Source organism: Streptomyces sp. MspMP-M5, assembly GCF_000373585.1.
Taxonomy (GTDB): Bacteria; Actinomycetota; Actinomycetes; order Streptomycetales; family Streptomycetaceae; genus Streptomyces.
Window position 1 is genome coordinate 1 of sequence record NZ_KB891910.1, and the last position, 17,391, is coordinate 17,391.

17 protein-coding genes are annotated in these 17,391 nt (G+C 71.3%); 7 read left to right on the forward strand and 10 right to left on the reverse strand.

Annotation, left to right across the window (positions count from 1 at the left end; all coding sequences use genetic code 11):
• Positions 1-573: 573 nt before the first annotated feature.
• Positions 574-1,224 (reverse strand): DNA-3-methyladenine glycosylase, encoded by a 651-nt coding sequence (locus tag B073_RS0126935; protein ID WP_018541195.1) that lies wholly within the window; start codon positions 1,222-1,224, stop codon positions 574-576.
• Positions 1,225-1,378: 154 nt separating this feature from the next.
• On the opposite strand from B073_RS0126935, the gene B073_RS0126940 reads away from it, so the two are divergent.
• From B073_RS0126940 to B073_RS0126950, 3 genes are all read left to right on the forward strand, one after another.
• On the forward strand, positions 1,379-2,161 hold the full coding sequence (locus B073_RS0126940) for a sporulation protein (protein ID WP_026247763.1): 783 nt from the start codon (positions 1,379-1,381) through the stop codon (positions 2,159-2,161).
• Between the two features lie 42 nt (positions 2,162-2,203).
• Positions 2,204-2,743, forward strand: coding sequence for a YbhB/YbcL family Raf kinase inhibitor-like protein (locus B073_RS0126945; protein ID WP_018541197.1), 540 nt, complete (start codon positions 2,204-2,206; stop codon positions 2,741-2,743).
• Between the two features lie 474 nt (positions 2,744-3,217).
• Positions 3,218-3,721 carry an HNH endonuclease gene (locus B073_RS0126950; RefSeq protein WP_018541198.1) on the forward strand — a complete coding sequence of 168 codons (504 nt, stop codon included), beginning with the start codon at positions 3,218-3,220 and terminating at the stop codon, positions 3,719-3,721.
• Between the two features lie 52 nt (positions 3,722-3,773).
• On the opposite strand, the gene B073_RS0126955 is transcribed toward B073_RS0126950, so the two are convergent.
• The 4 genes from B073_RS0126955 to B073_RS0126970 form a co-directional block, all read right to left on the reverse strand.
• The gene (locus B073_RS0126955; RefSeq protein WP_018541199.1) at positions 3,774-4,541 is read right to left on the reverse strand and encodes a sulfite exporter TauE/SafE family protein; all 768 of its coding nucleotides are present in this window, start codon (positions 4,539-4,541) and stop codon (positions 3,774-3,776) included.
• Positions 4,542-4,627: 86 nt separating this feature from the next.
• A complete protein-coding gene (locus B073_RS0126960) occupies positions 4,628-5,566 on the reverse strand; it encodes an SPFH domain-containing protein (protein ID WP_018541200.1) in 939 nt (312 codons plus the stop codon).
• Positions 5,567-5,665: 99 nt separating this feature from the next.
• Positions 5,666-6,079 carry an NfeD family protein gene (locus B073_RS0126965; RefSeq protein WP_018541201.1) on the reverse strand — a complete coding sequence of 138 codons (414 nt, stop codon included), beginning with the start codon at positions 6,077-6,079 and terminating at the stop codon, positions 5,666-5,668.
• A gap of 74 nt (positions 6,080-6,153) precedes the next feature.
• The gene (locus B073_RS0126970; RefSeq protein ID WP_078508200.1) at positions 6,154-6,966 is read right to left on the reverse strand and encodes an ABC transporter ATP-binding protein; all 813 of its coding nucleotides are present in this window, start codon (positions 6,964-6,966) and stop codon (positions 6,154-6,156) included.
• A 90-nt stretch (positions 6,967-7,056) separates the two neighbouring features.
• Between B073_RS0126970 and B073_RS0126975 the strand changes: the two genes are divergently transcribed.
• Positions 7,057-7,872, forward strand: a complete 816-nt coding sequence (locus tag B073_RS0126975) for a hypothetical protein (protein ID WP_026247765.1) — start codon at positions 7,057-7,059, stop codon at positions 7,870-7,872.
• 107 nt (positions 7,873-7,979) lie between these two features.
• Here B073_RS0126975 and B073_RS0126980 read toward each other — a convergent pair whose 3' ends face one another.
• From B073_RS0126980 to B073_RS0126995, 4 genes are all read right to left on the reverse strand, one after another.
• The gene (locus B073_RS0126980) at positions 7,980-8,225 is read right to left on the reverse strand and encodes a chaplin (protein WP_018541204.1); all 246 of its coding nucleotides are present in this window, start codon (positions 8,223-8,225) and stop codon (positions 7,980-7,982) included.
• Positions 8,226-8,388: 163 nt separating this feature from the next.
• A complete protein-coding gene (locus tag B073_RS0126985; protein WP_037812886.1) occupies positions 8,389-8,598 on the reverse strand; it encodes a chaplin in 210 nt (69 codons plus the stop codon).
• Positions 8,599-8,814: 216 nt separating this feature from the next.
• Positions 8,815-9,498 carry a response regulator gene (locus tag B073_RS0126990; protein ID WP_018541206.1) on the reverse strand — a complete coding sequence of 228 codons (684 nt, stop codon included), beginning with the start codon at positions 9,496-9,498 and terminating at the stop codon, positions 8,815-8,817.
• Positions 9,491-10,636: a GAF domain-containing sensor histidine kinase gene (locus B073_RS0126995; protein ID WP_018541207.1), complete on the reverse strand. Its 1,146-nt coding sequence runs from the start codon at positions 10,634-10,636 to the stop codon at positions 9,491-9,493. Before B073_RS0126995 ends, B073_RS0126990 begins: the two co-directional genes overlap by 8 nt.
• A gap of 421 nt (positions 10,637-11,057) precedes the next feature.
• Between B073_RS0126995 and B073_RS0127000 the strand changes: the two genes are divergently transcribed.
• Both B073_RS0127000 and B073_RS0127005 read left to right on the forward strand, forming a co-directional pair.
• Positions 11,058-11,789: a nitroreductase family protein gene (locus tag B073_RS0127000; protein ID WP_202487060.1), complete on the forward strand. Its 732-nt coding sequence runs from the start codon at positions 11,058-11,060 to the stop codon at positions 11,787-11,789.
• Between the two features lie 341 nt (positions 11,790-12,130).
• Positions 12,131-12,838, forward strand: coding sequence for a transglycosylase SLT domain-containing protein (locus tag B073_RS0127005; protein ID WP_018541209.1), 708 nt, complete (start codon positions 12,131-12,133; stop codon positions 12,836-12,838).
• 103 nt (positions 12,839-12,941) lie between these two features.
• Here B073_RS0127005 and B073_RS0127010 read toward each other — a convergent pair whose 3' ends face one another.
• Positions 12,942-15,527, reverse strand: a complete 2,586-nt coding sequence (locus B073_RS0127010; protein WP_078508201.1) for an FHA domain-containing protein — start codon at positions 15,525-15,527, stop codon at positions 12,942-12,944.
• A 454-nt stretch (positions 15,528-15,981) separates the two neighbouring features.
• Between B073_RS0127010 and serB the strand changes: the two genes are divergently transcribed.
• Entirely contained in the window at positions 15,982-17,229 is a 1,248-nt protein-coding gene (serB, locus tag B073_RS0127015) for a phosphoserine phosphatase SerB (protein WP_018541211.1), read from the forward strand.
• Positions 17,230-17,391: the final 162 nt, after the last annotated feature.

A 17,391-nucleotide genomic window follows, 5' to 3' on the forward strand; every position in this document is an offset into this window, starting at 1 on the left:
ATCCTCGCGGTTCACAGCGTCCTCGCTGTGTGCCTCCCAAGCATGTTGGGAGGTCTTTCAAAGGAACCTCGTCCCAGCTTGTGCTGGAGACGGGGTATCAACATATCTGGCGTTGACTTTTGGCACGCTGTTGAGTTCTCAAGGAACGGACGCTTCCTTCGGCCTGCCCTCGCGGGCTTCCTCCGGGCGCTTCCCTTCGGTCTTGCGTCTCCGACTCTATCAGATCCTTTCGGCTCCGATTTTCGCCGGTGCGGTCCGGCCTTTCGGCTTTCTCGCGGTTCCGACTCTAGCAGATCCGTTTTCGTTTCCGGCCGCTTCTCGGTGAGCAGCTTCCGGCTTCGAAATTCGGTTCCGATTTCCCGTCGGAGGGGTTTGCCTTTCGGCGTGGTCACTACTTTAGCGGCTTTCCCTGACGGCTCATAATCGGGCCGTTCGGGTCGAATTTCGGCAACGCCAAAAGAGACCCGGTCAGGGAGTCGTTCAGAGTAGTGGTTTGTGCCGCCTCGGGGGTACGCAGAAAGCGCTGCCCGGAACCAGCGGCTCGGGATACGTTAGGCGCTTGGCAGGGCAGAGTCAAGCAGTCGGGGCGCTGCGCCGCCTGGGCACGTGGGGGCGGTAGGGGCTGACGGTGGGGTCACCGTCGATCCAGTAGCGCCACGGGTGTTCGGCGCCGTCGCCGCCGACGCCGGTGCGGGGGCCGTTGCGCACGAGGCCGGGCCGGGCCGGGGTGCCCTGGAGGATCGTGATCGGGCTGCGGTCGGTGCCGCAGACGTCGGTGCCGTCCAGGGTGCGGTCGATGTCCAGGGCGGTGGCCAGGCGGGCCGGGCCCTTGGCCAGTTCGTTGGTGTTGCGGGCCTTGGGGCGGCGGCCGGCCGCGAGCGGCGTACCGGTGAGGATCTCGCCGGCGCGCAGCAGCACGGCGCCGGCCCTGCCCTCGGGGCCGCAGACCAGGTTGATGCTGAACCACATGCCGTAGATGAAGTAGACGTAGGCGTGGCCGGGCGGACCGTACATCGTGGCGTTGCGGGCGGTGCGGCCCCGGAAGGCGTGGGAACCCGGGTCGGACTCGCCGTCGTACGCCTCGACCTCGGTGAGGCGGAGCTCGATCGGGCCGGCGGGGCTGTGGCGTACCAGGATGCGGCCGAGGAGATCCGGGGCGACGTCCAGAACGGGGCGGTCGAAGAAGTCGCGCGGAAGAGGGGTGCGGTCCGGTACGTCCGTCATGCGTCCCGAGCGTAACCGAGGAGTCGTGGGTGGGCGGTGGGGCGATGTGGGGGTTGTGGAAAGCGCGATTCGGTCGATCGGTTCGGGATGCGCAAGGATCTGGCCACGATCTGCCGGGTGGCTGGGGCGCGGGGTGCGTCAGGGGAGGACGAGCGTGGGGTTCAGGAAGTTGCTGGCGAGTCTGGGGGCCGGGGGCGCGTCCGTGGAGACGGTGCTCTTCGAGGAGAACGTGGTGCCCGGTGGCGTGGTGCAGGGAGAGGTACGAATCCAGGGCGGGTCGGTGCCGCAGGCGATCCAGGGGCTGTCCGTCGGGCTGCAGGCGCGGGTCGAGGCCGAGCGCGAAGAAGAGGAGGTCCGGCGGGACGTCGAGTTCAGCCGGCTGCGGCTGGGCGGGGCGTTCGAGGTGCGGGCGGGGGCCGTGCACACGGTGCCGTTCGGGCTGGAGATCCCCTGGGAGACGCCGGTCACCACGTTCCTCGGGCGTCCGCTGCACGGGATGGGCGTGGGGGTGACGACGGAGCTGGCGATCGCGCGGGCGGTCGACTCCAGTGATCTCGATCCGGTGCGGGTGCATCCGCTGCCGGCGCAGCAGGCGATCCTGGGCGCCTTCGAGCGGCTCGGGTTCCGGTTCGCGGCGGCCGATCTGGAGCAGGGGCGGATCCACGGGACGCGGCAGCGGCTGCCCTTCTATCAGGAGATCGAGTTCTCGGCGCCGCCGCAGTACCGGGGGCTGAGCGAGGTGGAGCTGTCCTTCGTGGCCGACGGCCGGGAGATGGACGTGGTGCTGGAGATGGACAAGAAGCCGGGACTGTTCAGCGAGGGGTCGGACAGCTACCGGTCGTTCACGGTGGGGCTGCACGACTTCGAGGGGACCGACTGGGCCGGATATCTCCACCAGTGGCTGGCCGAGGTCGGCGGGCGGCGCAACTGGCTCTAACCTGGCCGGACGAAGTGTCAGCAAGCGACCAGGAGGTCCGAGGTGTCCGAGCTGAAGCGGCGGCCGCTCCCGCACGATTTCCATCCGCCGGTGGCGGAGTTCACGGTGGTGAGCGAGGAGGTGGAGCCGGGCGGGACGCTGCGGTCGGAGCAGGTCCACGCCGGCGGGAACCGTTCGCCGCAGCTGCGGTGGGAGGGCGCTCCCGCGGGGACCAGGAGCTACGCCGTCACCTGCTACGACCCGGACGCGCCGACCGGCAGCGGGTTCTGGCACTGGGTGCTGTTCGACATCCCGGCGTCGGTGACGGAGCTGCCGGCCGGGGCGGGCAGCGGTGACATGAAGGGGCTCCCGGAGGGGGCCGTGCACGCCCGTAACGACTACGGGACGCGGGACTTCGGGGGCGCCGCGCCGCCGCCCGGCGACGGGCCGCACCGCTATGTGTTCACCGTCTACGCGGTGGACCAGGAGAAGCTGGGGCCGGACGCGGACGCCTCGCCCGCGGTGGTCGGCTTCAACCTGCGGTTCCACACGATCGGGCGGGCGCAGCTGGTCGGCGAGTACGAGGTGCCCGCCGCCGGCTAGGCAGGCCGGGCCCGTCGGACGCATCGGCCCCGTCGGGCCCGGGAGAAATGCGTTGCGCCCCGGTGTTTCCGCCGCGCACAGTGGTATCCGTACCGCCGCCTCCGCGAGGTGGCGGGCAGCCGGTACCGCGGTGGCGGGAGCGCCGGGGCGCTGGTGTGTGCGCCCACTCCCCCATGTCCCAAGGGCATGGCAGGTGTTCCCGGTCCCCGGCCGGAGTCCCGCGTGCCGGGACGTCCGCGTCGGCTGTCGTTCGCTCCGGGTTCCGTGTGTCACGGGGGTCGGAACCCGGAGCGCACTCTCTTTCCGCGCTGCTCGCGCGTGCCCGCCGCCGTTGCGGCACACCTGTTCTTCATGCGGTGTCCACCCGCCATTTCCCTTGTGGCACACGGAAATTGCGTTGTCCGGGAAATACCTGCCCCTGCACAGTGGAGCCACTTCGCCACGGGGGCGATCGGGGTCCGGGAGGTGGACGGGATGCGCGAGACGCTGGTGCTGAATGCGAGCTTCGAGCCGCTGGCGACGGTGTCGCTGCGGCGCGCGGTGGTGCTGGTCATGCAGGACAAGGCGGTCGTCGAGCACGCCCACCCTGGGCTGCGGATCCGGGCGGCGTCGGTGGATGTGCCGGTGCCGCGGGTGATCAGGCTCAGCAGATACGTCCGGGTGCCGTTCCGAAGACAGGCGCCGTGGTCCCGGCGCGGGGTGCTCGCGCGTGACCAGCACAGATGCGCGTACTGCGGGAAGCGGGCGACGACCGTGGACCACGTGGTGCCGCGGTCGCACGGCGGCGGGGACACCTGGCTGAATACCGTCGCCTCCTGCTCGGAGGACAACCACCGCAAGGCGGACCGGACGCCCGAGCAGGCGGGGATGCGGCTGCTCCGGCGGCCGTTCGTCCCGACGCCGGCGGATGCGCTGGTGTCGGCCCTGGGGGTGTCCGTGCGGGACGAGCTGCCGGAGTGGCTGGCGCTCCCGGCCTAGGGCGCTTCTGACGAGTGAGCCCGGAGGGCCGGCCGCCGTCGTCCAACTCGTCCTAATGCAGGAGGAGTTGGACGATGGCCACCAGCCCCACCGCGACGATCACGGCGCGCAGGGCGATCGGGGGCAGGCGGCGGCCGATCCTGGCGCCTATCTGGCCGCCGAGCGCGGAGGCGACCGCGATCAGGGCGACCGCGGTCCAGTCGAAGTGGGCGACGAAGAGGAAGAAGACCGCCGCGACGGCGTTCACGAGGGCGGTGAGGACGTTCTTGAGGGCGTTGATGCGCTGGAGGTCGTCGCTGAGCAGGACGCCCATCAGGGACAGGTAGATGATGCCCTGGGCGGCGCCGAAGTAGCCGCCGTAGACGCTGGCCAGCAGCAGGCCCGCGAGGAGTCCGAGGCCGCCGTCGCGGTGGCCGGTGGTGCCGTTGCGGGCGCGGCGGGCGCGGACCGCGGCGGCGAGCCGGGGCTGGGCGACGACGAGGACGAGGGCCACGGCGATCAGGCCGGGGACGACCGCCTTGAAGGCGCCGGACGGCAGCGCCAGCAGCAGGACGGCGCCAGCCAGGCCGCCGATGACGGCGGCGACTGCGAAGCGCAGCACCCGGCTTCCCTGGCCGCGCAGTTCACGGCGGTACCCTATTGCGCCGCTGATCGAACCGGGCACCAGGCCAAGGGAGTTGGAGACGTTGGCGGTCACTGGCGGGAGGCCGACGGCGAGCAGGACGGGGAAGGTGATCAGGGTGCCGGAACCGACGATGGTGTTGATGGTGCCGGCGCCCAGGCCGGCGGCGAAGACTGCGACTGCTTCCCAGGGGGACAAGTCCAACTCCTCACGTGATCAGGGTTGCCTCCTCGCCCTTGAGGTCGAGGAGGCAACCCTGATCATGCACGAGGGGTGATGCGGCGTCAGTCGATCGGGGGTGCCTGGCGCTCGGGGCCGCCGCCGGGCTTGGGGATGGTGGCGCCGCCGGCGGGGTTGAAGTTGCCGATGGCGCCGCCGAGGCCCTTGAGCGCGTCGCCGATCTCGCTGGGGACGATCCAGAGCTTGTTGGCGTCGCCCTCGGCGATCTTCGGGAGCATCTGGAGGTACTGGTACGACAGCAGCTTCTGGTCCGGGTCGCCGGCGTGGATGGACTCGAAGACCACCCGGATCGCCTGGGCCTCGCCCTCGGCACGCAGGGCCGCGGCCTTGGCCTCACCCTCGGCGCGCAGGATCGCGGACTGCTTCTGGCCCTCGGCGGTGAGGATCTCGGACTGCCGGACACCTTCGGCCTGGAGGATGGCGGCGCGCTTGTCGCGGTCGGCGCGCATCTGCTTCTCCATCGAGTCCTGGATGGAGGTGGGCGGCTCGATCGCCTTGAGTTCGACGCGGTTGACGCGGATGCCCCACTTGCCGGTGGCCTCGTCGAGGACGCCGCGCAGCGCCGCGTTGATCTCCTCGCGGGAGGTCAGGGTGCGTTCGAGGTCCATGCCGCCGATGATGTTGCGGAGGGTGGTGACGGTCAGCTGCTCGATCGCCTGGATGTAGCTGGCGACTTCGTAGGTGGCGGCGCGGGCGTCGGTGACCTGGTAGTAGATGACGGTGTCGATGTTGACGACGAGGTTGTCCTGCGTGATCACCGGCTGCGGCGGGAACGGCACGACCTGTTCGCGGAGGTCGATGCGGTTGCGGATGGTGTCGATGAACGGGACGACGATGTTCAGGCCGGCGTTGAGGGTGCGGGTGTAGCGGCCGAACCGCTCGACGATGGCGGCACTGGCCTGGGGAATGACCTGGATCGTCTTGATGAGTGCGATGAACACGAGCACCACCAGGATGATCAGGACGATGATGATCGGTTCCACAGCGGCTCCCGTGCCCTTCGTTGCTGGTCCGTCCGGCCGCGGCCGGCTTTGTGGTTGATCAGTCTTTCAGAGGTGCGGGGCGTCGCGCATCGGGTTCGGTCAGATGACGAGGGCGGTGGCGCCGTCGATCTCCACCACGTCGACCTGCTGGCCGGGTTCGTAGACGTGGTCGCCGTCGAGCGCGCGGGCGGACCAGATCTCCCCGGCGAGTTTGATGCGGCCGCCGTCGCCGCCGTCGACCCGCTCCAGGACGGTGGCGGTCCGCCCCTTCAGGGCGTCGATGCCGGAGGCGAGGCGGGGGCTCTGGCCTCGGTGGCGGTTGGCGATCGGCCGGACGACGGCGATCAGCGCGACGGACACCGCCACGAACACCAGGACCTGTGGCACGGTGCCGCCACCGAGCGCTGCGGTGACGGCACCGGCGACGGCGCCGACCGCGAACATCCCGAATTCGGGCATCGCGGTCACGACGAGCGGAATACCCAGTCCTACGGCGGCGATCAGCCACCACACCCATGGATCCACGGGCTCATGGTAGGTCCGCCGGGCGGCCCGGGGACAGGGCGCGACAGGTCAGTGGCGGCTCGTCACTTGAGGGGGAGGCCCTGGGCCGTCCAGCGGTCGGCGCCGTTGCGGTCGACGACGAGCGGGAGGCCGAAGCAGTGCGAGAGGTTGCTGGAGGTCAGTTCGAGGTCGAGCGGGCCGGCGGCCAGCACCTTGCCCTGACGGATCATCAGGACGTGGGTGAAGCCTGGCGGGATCTCCTCGACATGGTGGGTCACCATGATCATCGAGGGGGCGTAGGGGTCGCGGGCGAGCCGGCCGAGGCGGCGCACCAGGTCCTCACGGCCGCCCAGGTCGAGGCCGGCGGCGGGCTCGTCCAGCAGGAGCAGCTCGGGGTCGGTCATCATCGCGCGGGCGATCAGGGTGCGCTTGCGCTCGCCCTCGGAGAGGGTGCCGAACTTCCGGTCGAGGTAGGCGTTCATCCCGAGGCGGTCGAGGAAGGCGCGGGCGCGCTGCTCGTCGATCTCGTCGTAGTCCTCGCGCCAGGTGGCGGTCATGCCGTAGGCGGCGGTGAGGACCGTCTGCAGCACGGTCTGGCTGCGCGGCAGCTTGTCGGCGAGCGCGATGCCGGCGATGCCGATGCGCGGGCGCAGGTCGAAGACGTCGACGCGGCCGAGCTGCTCGCCGAGGATCCGGGCGGTGCCGGTGCTCGGGAAGAGGTAGCTGGAGGCGACGTTCAGCAGGGTGGTCTTGCCGGCGCCGTTGGGGCCGAGGATCACCCAGCGCTCCCCCTCCTTCACCGACCACGAGACCTGGTCCACCAGAGCCCGTCCGTCGCGGACCACGGATACGTCCACCAGCTCCAGCACATCGCTCATGAGCGCACTGTCTCCCATTGCTTCTCGGTCGTCGTGTGCGCCTGTAGGCGCAGCCCCCCTGCAAACCTACGCCACTCGCTGTCAGTGCTGTTCCCTAGGCTGGGGGCCATGCTCGACGAACCTCGCTCAGGACGGCTGGCGGCATGGGGAAATGCCCTTTTGGCCGGACTTGTCTCACCTGATGACGCCGCACACCGGATCGCGGACGACGACGCCGTCCATCGCGTCTCGGGCCTGCCCGGGGAGGACGGCCCGGTCGGCCTGACGCTCGCGCTGGGGCGGCTGCGGACGCTCGGCGCGATCGGCCTGCGGGTGGCCCTGCCGGTGCCGGGGCATCCGCTGGGCCTGAGCGGCCCGCCGGAGTTCAACGCGCGGGCACTGGAGGCCGGGGAGGCGGTGCTCGCCCAGGGCGCCGGGCTGGGCCTGGTCCCGGAGGTCCATGAGGCGGGCCCCGAGGGCGCCGCCGCACCCGACGTGCATGTCGAGGTGGTCTGGCACTGTCTGCCGGCGCGGGAGGCGCCGCCGTCCGATGTGCCGTCGCTGGGCGAGGCCGAGCGGGAGCTGGCGGAGGCGCTGCGGGAGGCGACGGAGGTGCTCTCCCGGCTGGACGTGGGCGGCTCCGGCCCGGTGGCGGACGCGGCGCTGGCCGCGTATCGGGCGCGGGCGGAGGCCGGCCGGCAGCTGCTGGCGCCGGGCTATCCGCCGCGGGCGGTGCGGGTGCTGGAGCTGGCCCAGCGGGTGGGCGCGCTGATCGGCATCGCCCGGGGCGCGGGCGGGGGCGGCCGGGAGCACGGTGCGGCGGTCAGCTCGTCGGAGATCGCGGCCCGTGCCGAGGCGCTGCGGCCGGTGGAGCGAACGGCCCGCCGGGCGCAGGTGGCGGCGTACAACTCCGCGGTGGAGGAGTGGGAGCGACGCCGGGGGTGAGACGGCAGAGGTCCCGCCGGCCATGGCGCGGCCGGCGGGACCCGGAGAGAGAGCCGGGGCGGAAGTGCCCTGGGCGGCCCGGGAGTTGAGCCCGGGGCCGGGTGGCGTCAGTTGTTGACGGCCGGGTTGCCGAAGGCCGGGTTGAGGATGCCCACGACGTTGACGCTGTTGCCGCTGACGTTCGCGGGGATGTGCACCGGGGTCTGGACGACGTTGCCCGAGCCGGCGCCAGGGGAGTTCACGGCCTCGCCCTTGGCGTGCCCGCCGTCGTGGGCGAACGCCGAACCGGCGGCGGCACCGACGGCCAGACCGGTGGTGGCAAGGACAAGGGCGGCCTTTTTGACGCTGTTCATGGTGGCGTGATCCTCACGTGGTGGCACTGGGCCGGAATGACGGTGGTTGTGGAGAGCGGACCGGCCGCACGGCCAGGGCTGGCGGGGCCGGTCCGGGTGACCCGCGCGGCCCGGCGAAGGGCCCGGCGCAGGGGTCAGGGGGTCGGAGCGGGCGCTCCGACGGTCAGTCGTTGACGCAGGTGTTGCCGAAGGTCGGGTTGAGCAGGCCGACCACGGAGATGGTGTTGCCGCAGGCGTTCACGGGAATGTGGACCGGCGCCTGGACGACGTTGCCCGACAGAACGCCCGGGGACTGCACCGCGGCACCCTGGGACTGCGGGGTGTGCGCGGAGGCGGCGCCGGCGCCCGCCAGGACGAGCCCGGCCCCCGCCATCGTGATGGCCGCAACCCGCTTGATGTTCTTCACTTCTCTTGCTCCTCGTTGCCGATGCCGTGGCCAGCCGCCACGACTGCACTGGGAAACGGCCCGGCACGGAGCTGGGATACGCCAAACGGGCTACGTATACACGACAGTATGAATCCGGGATCTCCGAGGCGACGTTCGGCTAATCGTTCTGATACCTCATCAGTAGGCCCGCTCCCCCGCGATTCAGGCCCCGATGCCGTGCCGCACGGCCCACAGCGCGGCCTGGGTGCGGTCGGCGAGGTCCAGCTTCATCAGGATGTTGGAGACATGGGTCTTGACGGTCTTCTCCGACAGCACCAGGGCGCGGGCGATCTCGCGGTTGGAGCGGCCGTCCGCGATCAGCCCCAGCACCTCACGCTCCCGGTCGGTGAGCGAACTCCCGCGCCCCTGGCCGTTGTTGCTCTCCTCCTGGGAGAGCAGCGCGTCGGCCACCTCGGGCTGGAGCAGCACATGCCCGGCGTGCACCGAGCGGATGGCGCCGGCCAGGGCCTCGGGGTCGATGTCCTTGTAGACGTAGCCGGCCGCGCCGGCGCGCAGGGCCGGGACGACGGTGCGCTGCTCGGTGAAGCTGGTGACGACCAGCACCTTGGCCGGGTTGTCGAGGGTGCGGAGCTGGCGGAGGGCCTCGATGCCGTCCATGCCTGGCATCTTGATGTCCATGAGGACGACGTCCGGGCGCAGTTGCTCGGTGGCGGCGACGCCCTCGGCACCGTCCGACGCCTCCCCCACCACCTGGATGTCGTCCTGGACCTCCAGGAACGTCCGCAGGCCGCGGCGTACGACCTGGTGGTCGTCGACGAGCAGTACGCGGATCGCGTGCCCCTCGCCCGTGGCGCGTTCCGTACCGCCGCGCGTGGTGTCAGCCACCGGGCACCTCCATCTCGACAGCGGTGCCCTTGCCGGGCTCCGATTCCACGGTGAGCTTGCCACCGACGCCGCCGGCGCGGTCGCGCATCGAGACCAGTCCCAGGTGCCGGCCGGCCCGGCGGACCGCGCGGGTGTCGAAGCCCCGGCCGTCGTCGGCGACCCGCAGCAGGGCGCCCTGGCCGGAGCGAGTGACGCTGACCTCGACGCGCTCGGCGCCGGAGTGCCGCAGCGCGTTGTGCAGCGCCTCTTGGGCGACCCGGAGCAGGGCTTCCTCCTGGGCCGAGGGCAGGGCGCGTACGCCGTGCGCGGTGAAGGTGACGTGGGCGGAGTGGGCGCGGTCGAGGACCTGGCACTGGGAGCGCAGGGTGGCCACCAGTCCGTCCTCGTCCAGGGCGGCGGGGCGCAGCTCGACGACGGCGGCGCGGAGCTCGTCGGCGGCCTCCGCGGCCAGTGCGGCGACCTGGTGGAGTTCGTCCTTGGCGCGGGCCGGGTCGCGGTCGACCAGGGCGGTCGCGGCCTGGGCGGTGAGCCGGAGCGAGAAGAGCTTCTGGGAGACCGCGTCGTGCAGCTCGTGGGCGAGCCGGGCGCGCTCGCCGGCGATGGTCAGCTCGCGGCTGCGCTCGTAGAGGCGGGCGTTGGTGAGGGCGATGGCGGCGTGCTGGGCGAGTATGCCGAGCAGGCGCTCGTCCTCCTCGGTGAAGCCGCAGCCGCCGGCGGGCTTGGGGCAGCGCTTGTTGGCCAGGAACAGGGCGCCGAGGATCTCGTCGCCGTCGGCGACCGGGAGGCCGAGGAAGTCGGACATGTCCGGGTGGGCGGCGGGCCAGCCGCCGAAGCGGGGGTCCTCGCGGACGTCGGCGAGCCGCTCGGGGGTGGCGTTGTGCAGCATCGCGGCGAGGATGCCGTGCTGGCGGGGCAGCGGGCCGATGGCCTTCCACTGCTCGGCGCTGACGCCGTCGACGACGAACTGGGCGAAGCCCCCGTGGTCGTCCGGCACACCGAGCGCGGCGTACTCGGCGTCCAGCAGTTCACGGGCCGAGGCGACGATCGTCTTGAGGACGTCGCGCACCTCCAGATGCCTGCTCATGGCCAGGATCGCGGTGCTCACCGCGGGGATCCCGGCTCCCGGTCCGTTGCTCATGGCTTCACCGTACCGGCGGGCCGACCGGTGCGTATCGGTCCGCCGACGCTGCGTACCTACGGCCGGGGGCCTAGGGCGGACGGCCCGGCGGGGCGGGTCGGCGGGCGGCGGGGCGCGGGGGTGAGGGCATCGCGGTTTGATTCATCTTGCGGTGATTTGCCCTATCCACCTCCTTACGCGCCTTCTTCCTCCTCTTTATATAGAGGGGCCCCTTAAGGAGGAGTCCGGTGCTTGATGGGTGATGTTGCCGGTGGGGCGGGGCGGGCGACATCCGGCAATCCGCGCTTCTCCCCTTATATAGGGACAGGTGGGGCGGTCCCGAGGGGCGAGTTCACGTCGATCCCGTCGTGGAGCCGGGTGATCTCGGCTGGAATCCTGTGATCCGCGTCTCCCTGAGCCGGTGCGGTCCGAGACTCGGGCCATGTCCTCTTCATCACAGGCGCGCACCGCGCCGCCCTCGCCCACGAAGCGCTGGACGCCCACGCACGGAGAGCCCTACCGCCCGGTGCCGTACCGGCCCGAGCGGATGCCCGCGGCCGAGTCCCTGGCCCGCGCCGCCGAGCTGCGGGAGCGGATGGACCGCCGGCGGACGGTCCGGCAGTTCGCCGCGGACCCGGTGCCGGAGCAGGTGGTCCGGGACGCGATCGCCTGCGCGGCCACCGCACCGTCCGGGGCCCATCAGCAGCCATGGACGTTCGTCCTGGTCAAGGACCCCGAGGTGCGCCGCCGGATCCGGGCGGCCGCGGAGGCCGAGGAGCAGCGCTCCTACGAGGGGCGGCTGGGCGAGGAGTGGCTGGCGGCGCTGCGGCCGCTGGGCACGGACGAGGTCAAGCCGCATCTGACCGACGCCCCGCAGCTGATCGTGGTCTTCCAGCAGCGGCACTGGCTGGGCCCGGACGGCACCAAGCGCAAGCACTACTACGTCGACGAGTCGGTGGGCATCGCGGTCGGCATGCTGCTGTCCGCGCTGCATCTGTCGGGGCTGGCGGCGCTGGTGCACACGCCGAGCCCGATGCGGTTCCTCCAGGAGGCGCTGGGGCGGCCGGCCAACGAGAAGGCGTTCGCGGTGATTCCCGTCGGCTACCCGGCCCGGGACTGTCAGGTGCCCGATCTGGTGCGAAAGTCCCTTGACCAAGTGCTGGTCGAGGTCTGAGGCCGCACAGCCGGCCCACAGCCTGCACACAGCCTGTGCGATTGCAATTACTGCTGGCGAGATAAACCCCTGCCCGGTGTGACCCCGCGCATAGGGCGCAGGTCACTTACGACCTCGGTTAGTGGACCGCCCAACCCGCTTTGAACTGGGAATATTCCCGCCCGGACGCATTCCGGGCAGGGCAGGTTCCACTAACCGGGGTCGTACGTCACATCATTGCCCGGCGAATTTCCGGCCGCTAAGAATGGCTCCCGTCGCTCGGCGCCGTGATCAGAACTCGGCGTTCTGCCTCCGCTCATTGGCCCGCGCGGCGTCCCCCATCGGAAGAGGTCGAGTCCGCCATGCCCAAGCACGCCATCTCCGGTCTGAACCTGACCCGCACCCACAAGATCACCGCCGCCGGAATCGCCGCCGCGGGTGCCGCCGCGCTGATCTTCACCAGCGTTCCGGGGGCCGACGCCAGCCAGGGCAAGGCCGAGGCGGCTCCGGCCGGCGTCAACGTGCAGCCGGTGGCGTTCAGCGCCGTCGACACCGCCGCCCGCGCCCAGCAGGCGACCATAGCCCAGCAGGCCGACGCCTCCACCGCACAGGGCAAGGCCGAGGCCGCCGCCGCCAAGAAGAAGGCCGAGGCGAAGGCCGAGAAGGAGCGCCAGGTCAAGGAGGCCGCGAGCCGCGCCGCCGTCCGCAAGGCCATTCCCGCCGCCGTCGAGAAGCCGGCCAAGGTCTACCCCAACAACCTGGACGGCTGGATCCGCCAGTCGCTGGACATCATGGCCCAGCACAACATCCCGGGCTCCTACAACGGCATCTACCGCAACCTGATGCGCGAGTCGTCCGGCAACCCCATGGCGATCAACCTCTGGGACTCCAACGCCCAGGCGGGCATCCCCTCCAAGGGCCTCCTCCAGGTCATCGACCCGACGTTCCGCCAGTACCACGTCCCCGGTACCTCCTGGAACATCTACGACCCGGTCGCCAACATCACCGCCGCCTGCAACTACGCGGCCGCCCGCTACGGCTCGATGGACAACGTCAACTCGGCCTACTGAGCCGGACGTTCCGCCGCGGACCGCGGACCGTGCACACCGCCGAGGGGCGGCACCCGATTCCGGGTGCCGCCCCTCGGGCGTGCCTGGCGGACGACCGCGGGCGCTACTTGCGCATGACCTCCGGCTCGTGGCGGCGCAGCAGCCGCGCGACGACGAAGGCGAGCGCCACGCCCAGGGCGATCAGGATGACCACGTCCATGACGTAGACACCGGTCTGGTGCTTCCACAGCGGGTCCGGGTGGCCGGGCTCCCACGGCAGCAGGGTGTTCATGTCCTCGGTGGCGCCGAGTGCGGCGACCGCCCAGCGGGACGGCATCAGCCAGGAGACCTGGGAGACGCCGACGGTGTCGAAGAGCTGGAAGAGGACGCCGGTGAAGACGACCTGGACGATGGCGAACATGACCAGCAGCGGCATGGTCTTCTCGGCGGTCTTCACCAGCGACGAGATGATCAGGCCGACCATCATCGAGGTGAAGCCGAGGGCGATGATCGCGATCGTCATCTCGACGGCCGGGGCCTTGGCGGCGAGCAGGCCCTGGGAGGGCATCTGGCGGGTGGAGAACCCGATGGCGGCGATGATCACGCCCTGGAGGGCGGTGGCCACGCCCAGCACGATGATCTTGGACATCAGGTAGGCCGACCGCGACAGGCCGGTGGCCCGTTCGCGCTCGTAGATGACCCGCTCCTTGATCAGCTCACGGACCGAGTTGGCCGCGCCGGAGAAGCACATGCCGACCGCGAGGATCAGCGAGATGGTGCTCGCGTCGCGGTTGGTCTGGTGCTTGCCGACCGGGCCGTAGCCGAGGCCGTAGTCGCTGGGGATCAGCAGGGAGACCACGCCGAGGACGGCCGGCAGGATCACCATCAGGGCGAGGAAGCCCCGGTCGGAGGCGAGCACCGAGACATAGCGCCGCATCAGGGTCCACAGCTGGGAGCCCCAGCTCTGCGACTTCTGTATGCGGGCCGGCGGGGCCTGCACGCTGACCGACTGGGGCGGGGCGGCGTCGAGGTCCGCGGCGTACATCTGGTAGTGCGGGGAGCCGCGCCAGCGGCCGGCCCAGTCGTAGTCGCGGTAGTTCTCGAACGCCGAGAAGACGTCGGCCCAGGTCTCGTACTGGAAGAAGTTCAGCGCCTCCTCGGGCGGGCCGAAGTAGGCCACTGAACCGCCCGGGGCCATCACCAACAGCCGGTCGCACAGGGCGAGTTCGGCCACCGAGTGGGTGACGACCAGGACGGTGCGGCCGTCGTCCGCGAGGCCCCGCAGCAGCTGCATCACGTCGCGGTCCATGCCCGGGTCGAGGCCCGAGGTGGGCTCGTCCAGGAAGATCAGCGACGGCTTGGTCAGCAGCTCCAGGGCGACCGAGACGCGCTTGCGCTGGCCGCCGGAGAGCGAGGTGACCTTCTTGTCCTTGTGGACGTCGAGCTTGAGCTCGCGCAGCACCTCGCCGATCCGGGCCTCGCGCTCGGACTCCGCGGTGTCGCCGGGGAAGCGGAGCTTGGCGGCGTAGCGGAGCGCCTTCTGGACGGTCAGCTCCTTGTGGAGGATGTCGTCCTGCGGGACCAGGCCGACGCGCTGGCGCAGCTCGGCGAAGTGCTTGTAGAGGTTCCGGTTGTCGTAGAGGACCTCGCCCTGGTTGGCCGGGCGGTAGCCGGTGAGGGCCTTGAGCAGCGTCGACTTGCCGGAGCCGGAGGGGCCGATGACGGCGATCAGCGACTTCTCGGGGACGCCGAAGGAGACGTCCTTGAGGATCTGCTTGCCGCCCTCGACGGTGACGGTGAGGTGGCGGGCCGAGAAGGAGACCTCGCCGGTGTCGACGAACTCCTCCAGGCGGTCGCCGACCAGCCGGAAGGTGGAGTGGCCGACGCCGACGGTGTCGTTCGGGCCGACCGGTGCGCTGCCGGACTTGGGGATCGGCTGGCCGTTGACGTAGGTGCCGTTGTGGCTGCCGAGGTCGCGGATCTCGAACCGGCCGTCGGGGGTGGCCCGGAACTCCGCGTGGTGGCGGGAGACCTGCAGGTCGGAGACGACCAGCTCGTTGTCGAGCGCACGGCCGATCCGCATCACCCGGCCCATGTCCAGCCGGTGGAAGGTGGTCGGGCTGCGGTCGCCGCCCTGGGCCTGCGGGGCCTGGGGCTGCGGGGCCTGGGGGCGCGCGGGCTGCTGCTGCGCGGGGACGGCCTGCTGCGGCTGTTGGGCCTGCTGCGGTTGCCGGGGCTGCTGCGGTTGCTGGGCCTGCTGGGGCGGGACGTACGGCTGCTGTCCGCCCTGGGCCGGGGCCTGCCAGTCCTGGTGGACCGGCGGCTGCTGCTGGGCGGGCGGCTGCTGCCAGCCCTGGTGCGGCGCGGCCGCGGCGGGCGGCGCGCTGAAGGCGTCGGCGGGCGCCGCGGCGGCGGACAGGGTCAGCCGCGGGCCGTCGGTGGCGTTGCCCAGGTGGACGGCGGCGCCGGGGCCGATCTCCAGCTGCTGGACGCGCCGGCCCTGGACGTAGGTGCCGTTGGTGCTGCCGTGGTCTTCGATGAGCCAGCTGCGGCCGGACCATCGGAGGGTGGCGTGGCGCCAGGAGACCCTGGCGTCGTCGAGCACCATGTCGCCCTGCGGATCACGCCCCACGCTGTAGGTCCTGGACGGGTCGAGCGGCCAGGACCTTCCGTTCAATTCCAGTACGAGTTCAGGCACTCCACGCCCCATTACATAGTCCCCCGAGTGACGCCCTGTGCGGGAAGTCTAGGGATGGCGAAACATCGTGAGGAACTATTTCAGGCTCGGCCCGCGGACCGGAAACCGGGACGGGAGGGGGTGCCGGGCGCCCTGGCCGGCATCCGACGAACCCTCCTGGAGAGCCGGAAAGGCCCGCGATGTCTGCAATGCAGGGAATTCCGGGCATTCGGTCCGTCGAGTGTGGCGCCGGGCACCTCCCCCGGCCCGAAAGCGCCATACCAAAAGGGGAGTTGGCGTGCCGGCCGGACCCCTCGAACCGGTACAACCGGGCCGGTGCGGAAACGAGTGCATAACGATCACCCTCCGCCCCGGGGGCGTGGCGTGCGGCCGCCGCGGGGGCCGTCCGGCACCCCCGCGGGCGCGGGGTCCGCTCCCCGGACACCCCGTACGGTCCGGGCCGTCCGCCGGATACCGTAAGGGCACCATGAGCGCATCGCAGACCCCGCCTGCCACCGCCGCACCAGGCGAAGACGTACCGACTCTCCTCGTCAAGATCTTCGGGAAGGACCGGCCCGGCATCACCGCGGGCCTCTTCGACACCCTCGCCGCCTACGCCGTCGATGTCGTGGACATCGAGCAGGTGGTGACCCGGGGGCGCATCACCCTGTGCGCGCTGGTCACCACCCCCTCCCCCGGTCAGGGCACGACCGGCTCCTCCGAAGGCGACCTCCGGGCCACCGTGCACAGCTGGGCCGAGTCGCTGAACCTCCAGGCCGAGATCATCTCCGGCCGCGGCGACAACCGTCCGCGCGGTGTCGGCCGGTCCCATGTCACCGTGCTGGGGCACCCGCTCACCGCGGAGTCGACGGCCGCCATCGCCTCGGCCATAACGGCCACCGGCGGCAATATCGACCGTATTTTCCGGCTCGCCAAATATCCGGTGACGGCCGTGGAGTTCGCGGTCTCGGGCGCGGAGACCGAGGCGCTGCGCACCGTGCTGGCCCCGGAGGCGGCGCTCCTCGGGGTGGACGTCGCGGTCGTCGCGGCCGGGTTGCAGCGCCGGGCGCAGCGGCTGGTGGTGATGGACGTCGACTCCACCCTCATCCAGGACGAGGTCATCGAGCTGTTCGCGGCGCACGCCGGGTGCGAGGCGGAGGTCGCCGAGGTGACCGCCGCGGCGATGCGCGGGGAGCTGGACTTCGAGCAGTCGCTGCACGCCCGGGTCGCGCTGCTGCGCGGGCTGGACGCGTCGGTGGTGGACCTCGTCCGCAAGGAGGTGCGGCTCACGCCGGGGGCCCGCACCCTCGTCCGGACCCTCAAGCGGCTCGGCTACCAAGTCGGGGTGGTCTCGGGCGGCTTCACGCAGGTCACCGACGCGCTCCAGGAGGAGCTGGGGCTGGACTTCGCCTCCGCCAACACCCTGGAGATCGTCGACGGCAAGCTCACCGGCCGGGTCACCGGGGAGATCGTGGACCGGGCGGGCAAGGCCCGGCTGCTGCGGCGGTTCGCCCACGAGGCCGGGGTGCCGCTGGCGCAGACCGTGGCGATCGGCGACGGTGCCAATGACCTGGACATGCTCAACATGGCGGGGCTGGGGGTCGCCTTCAACGCCAAGCCGGTGGTCCGCGAGGCCGCGCACACCGCGGTCAACGTGCCGTTCCTGGACACCGTGCTCTATCTGCTCGGGATCACCCGCGAAGAGGTCGAGGCGGCGGCCACCCACGTGGAGTGAGGGGCGGCGGCCGCCCCTCCCACGGGCCGAGTCCCCTTCCTACGGGGGCGAGTCCCCTCCCGCGGGGCTGAGGTCCCTTCCCGCTGGGGCCACGGTCGGCTCCCGCGGGTCCGTCGCTCCCGGACAGCGGTAGGGCCCCGGTACGCAGGAAGCGCGCCGGGG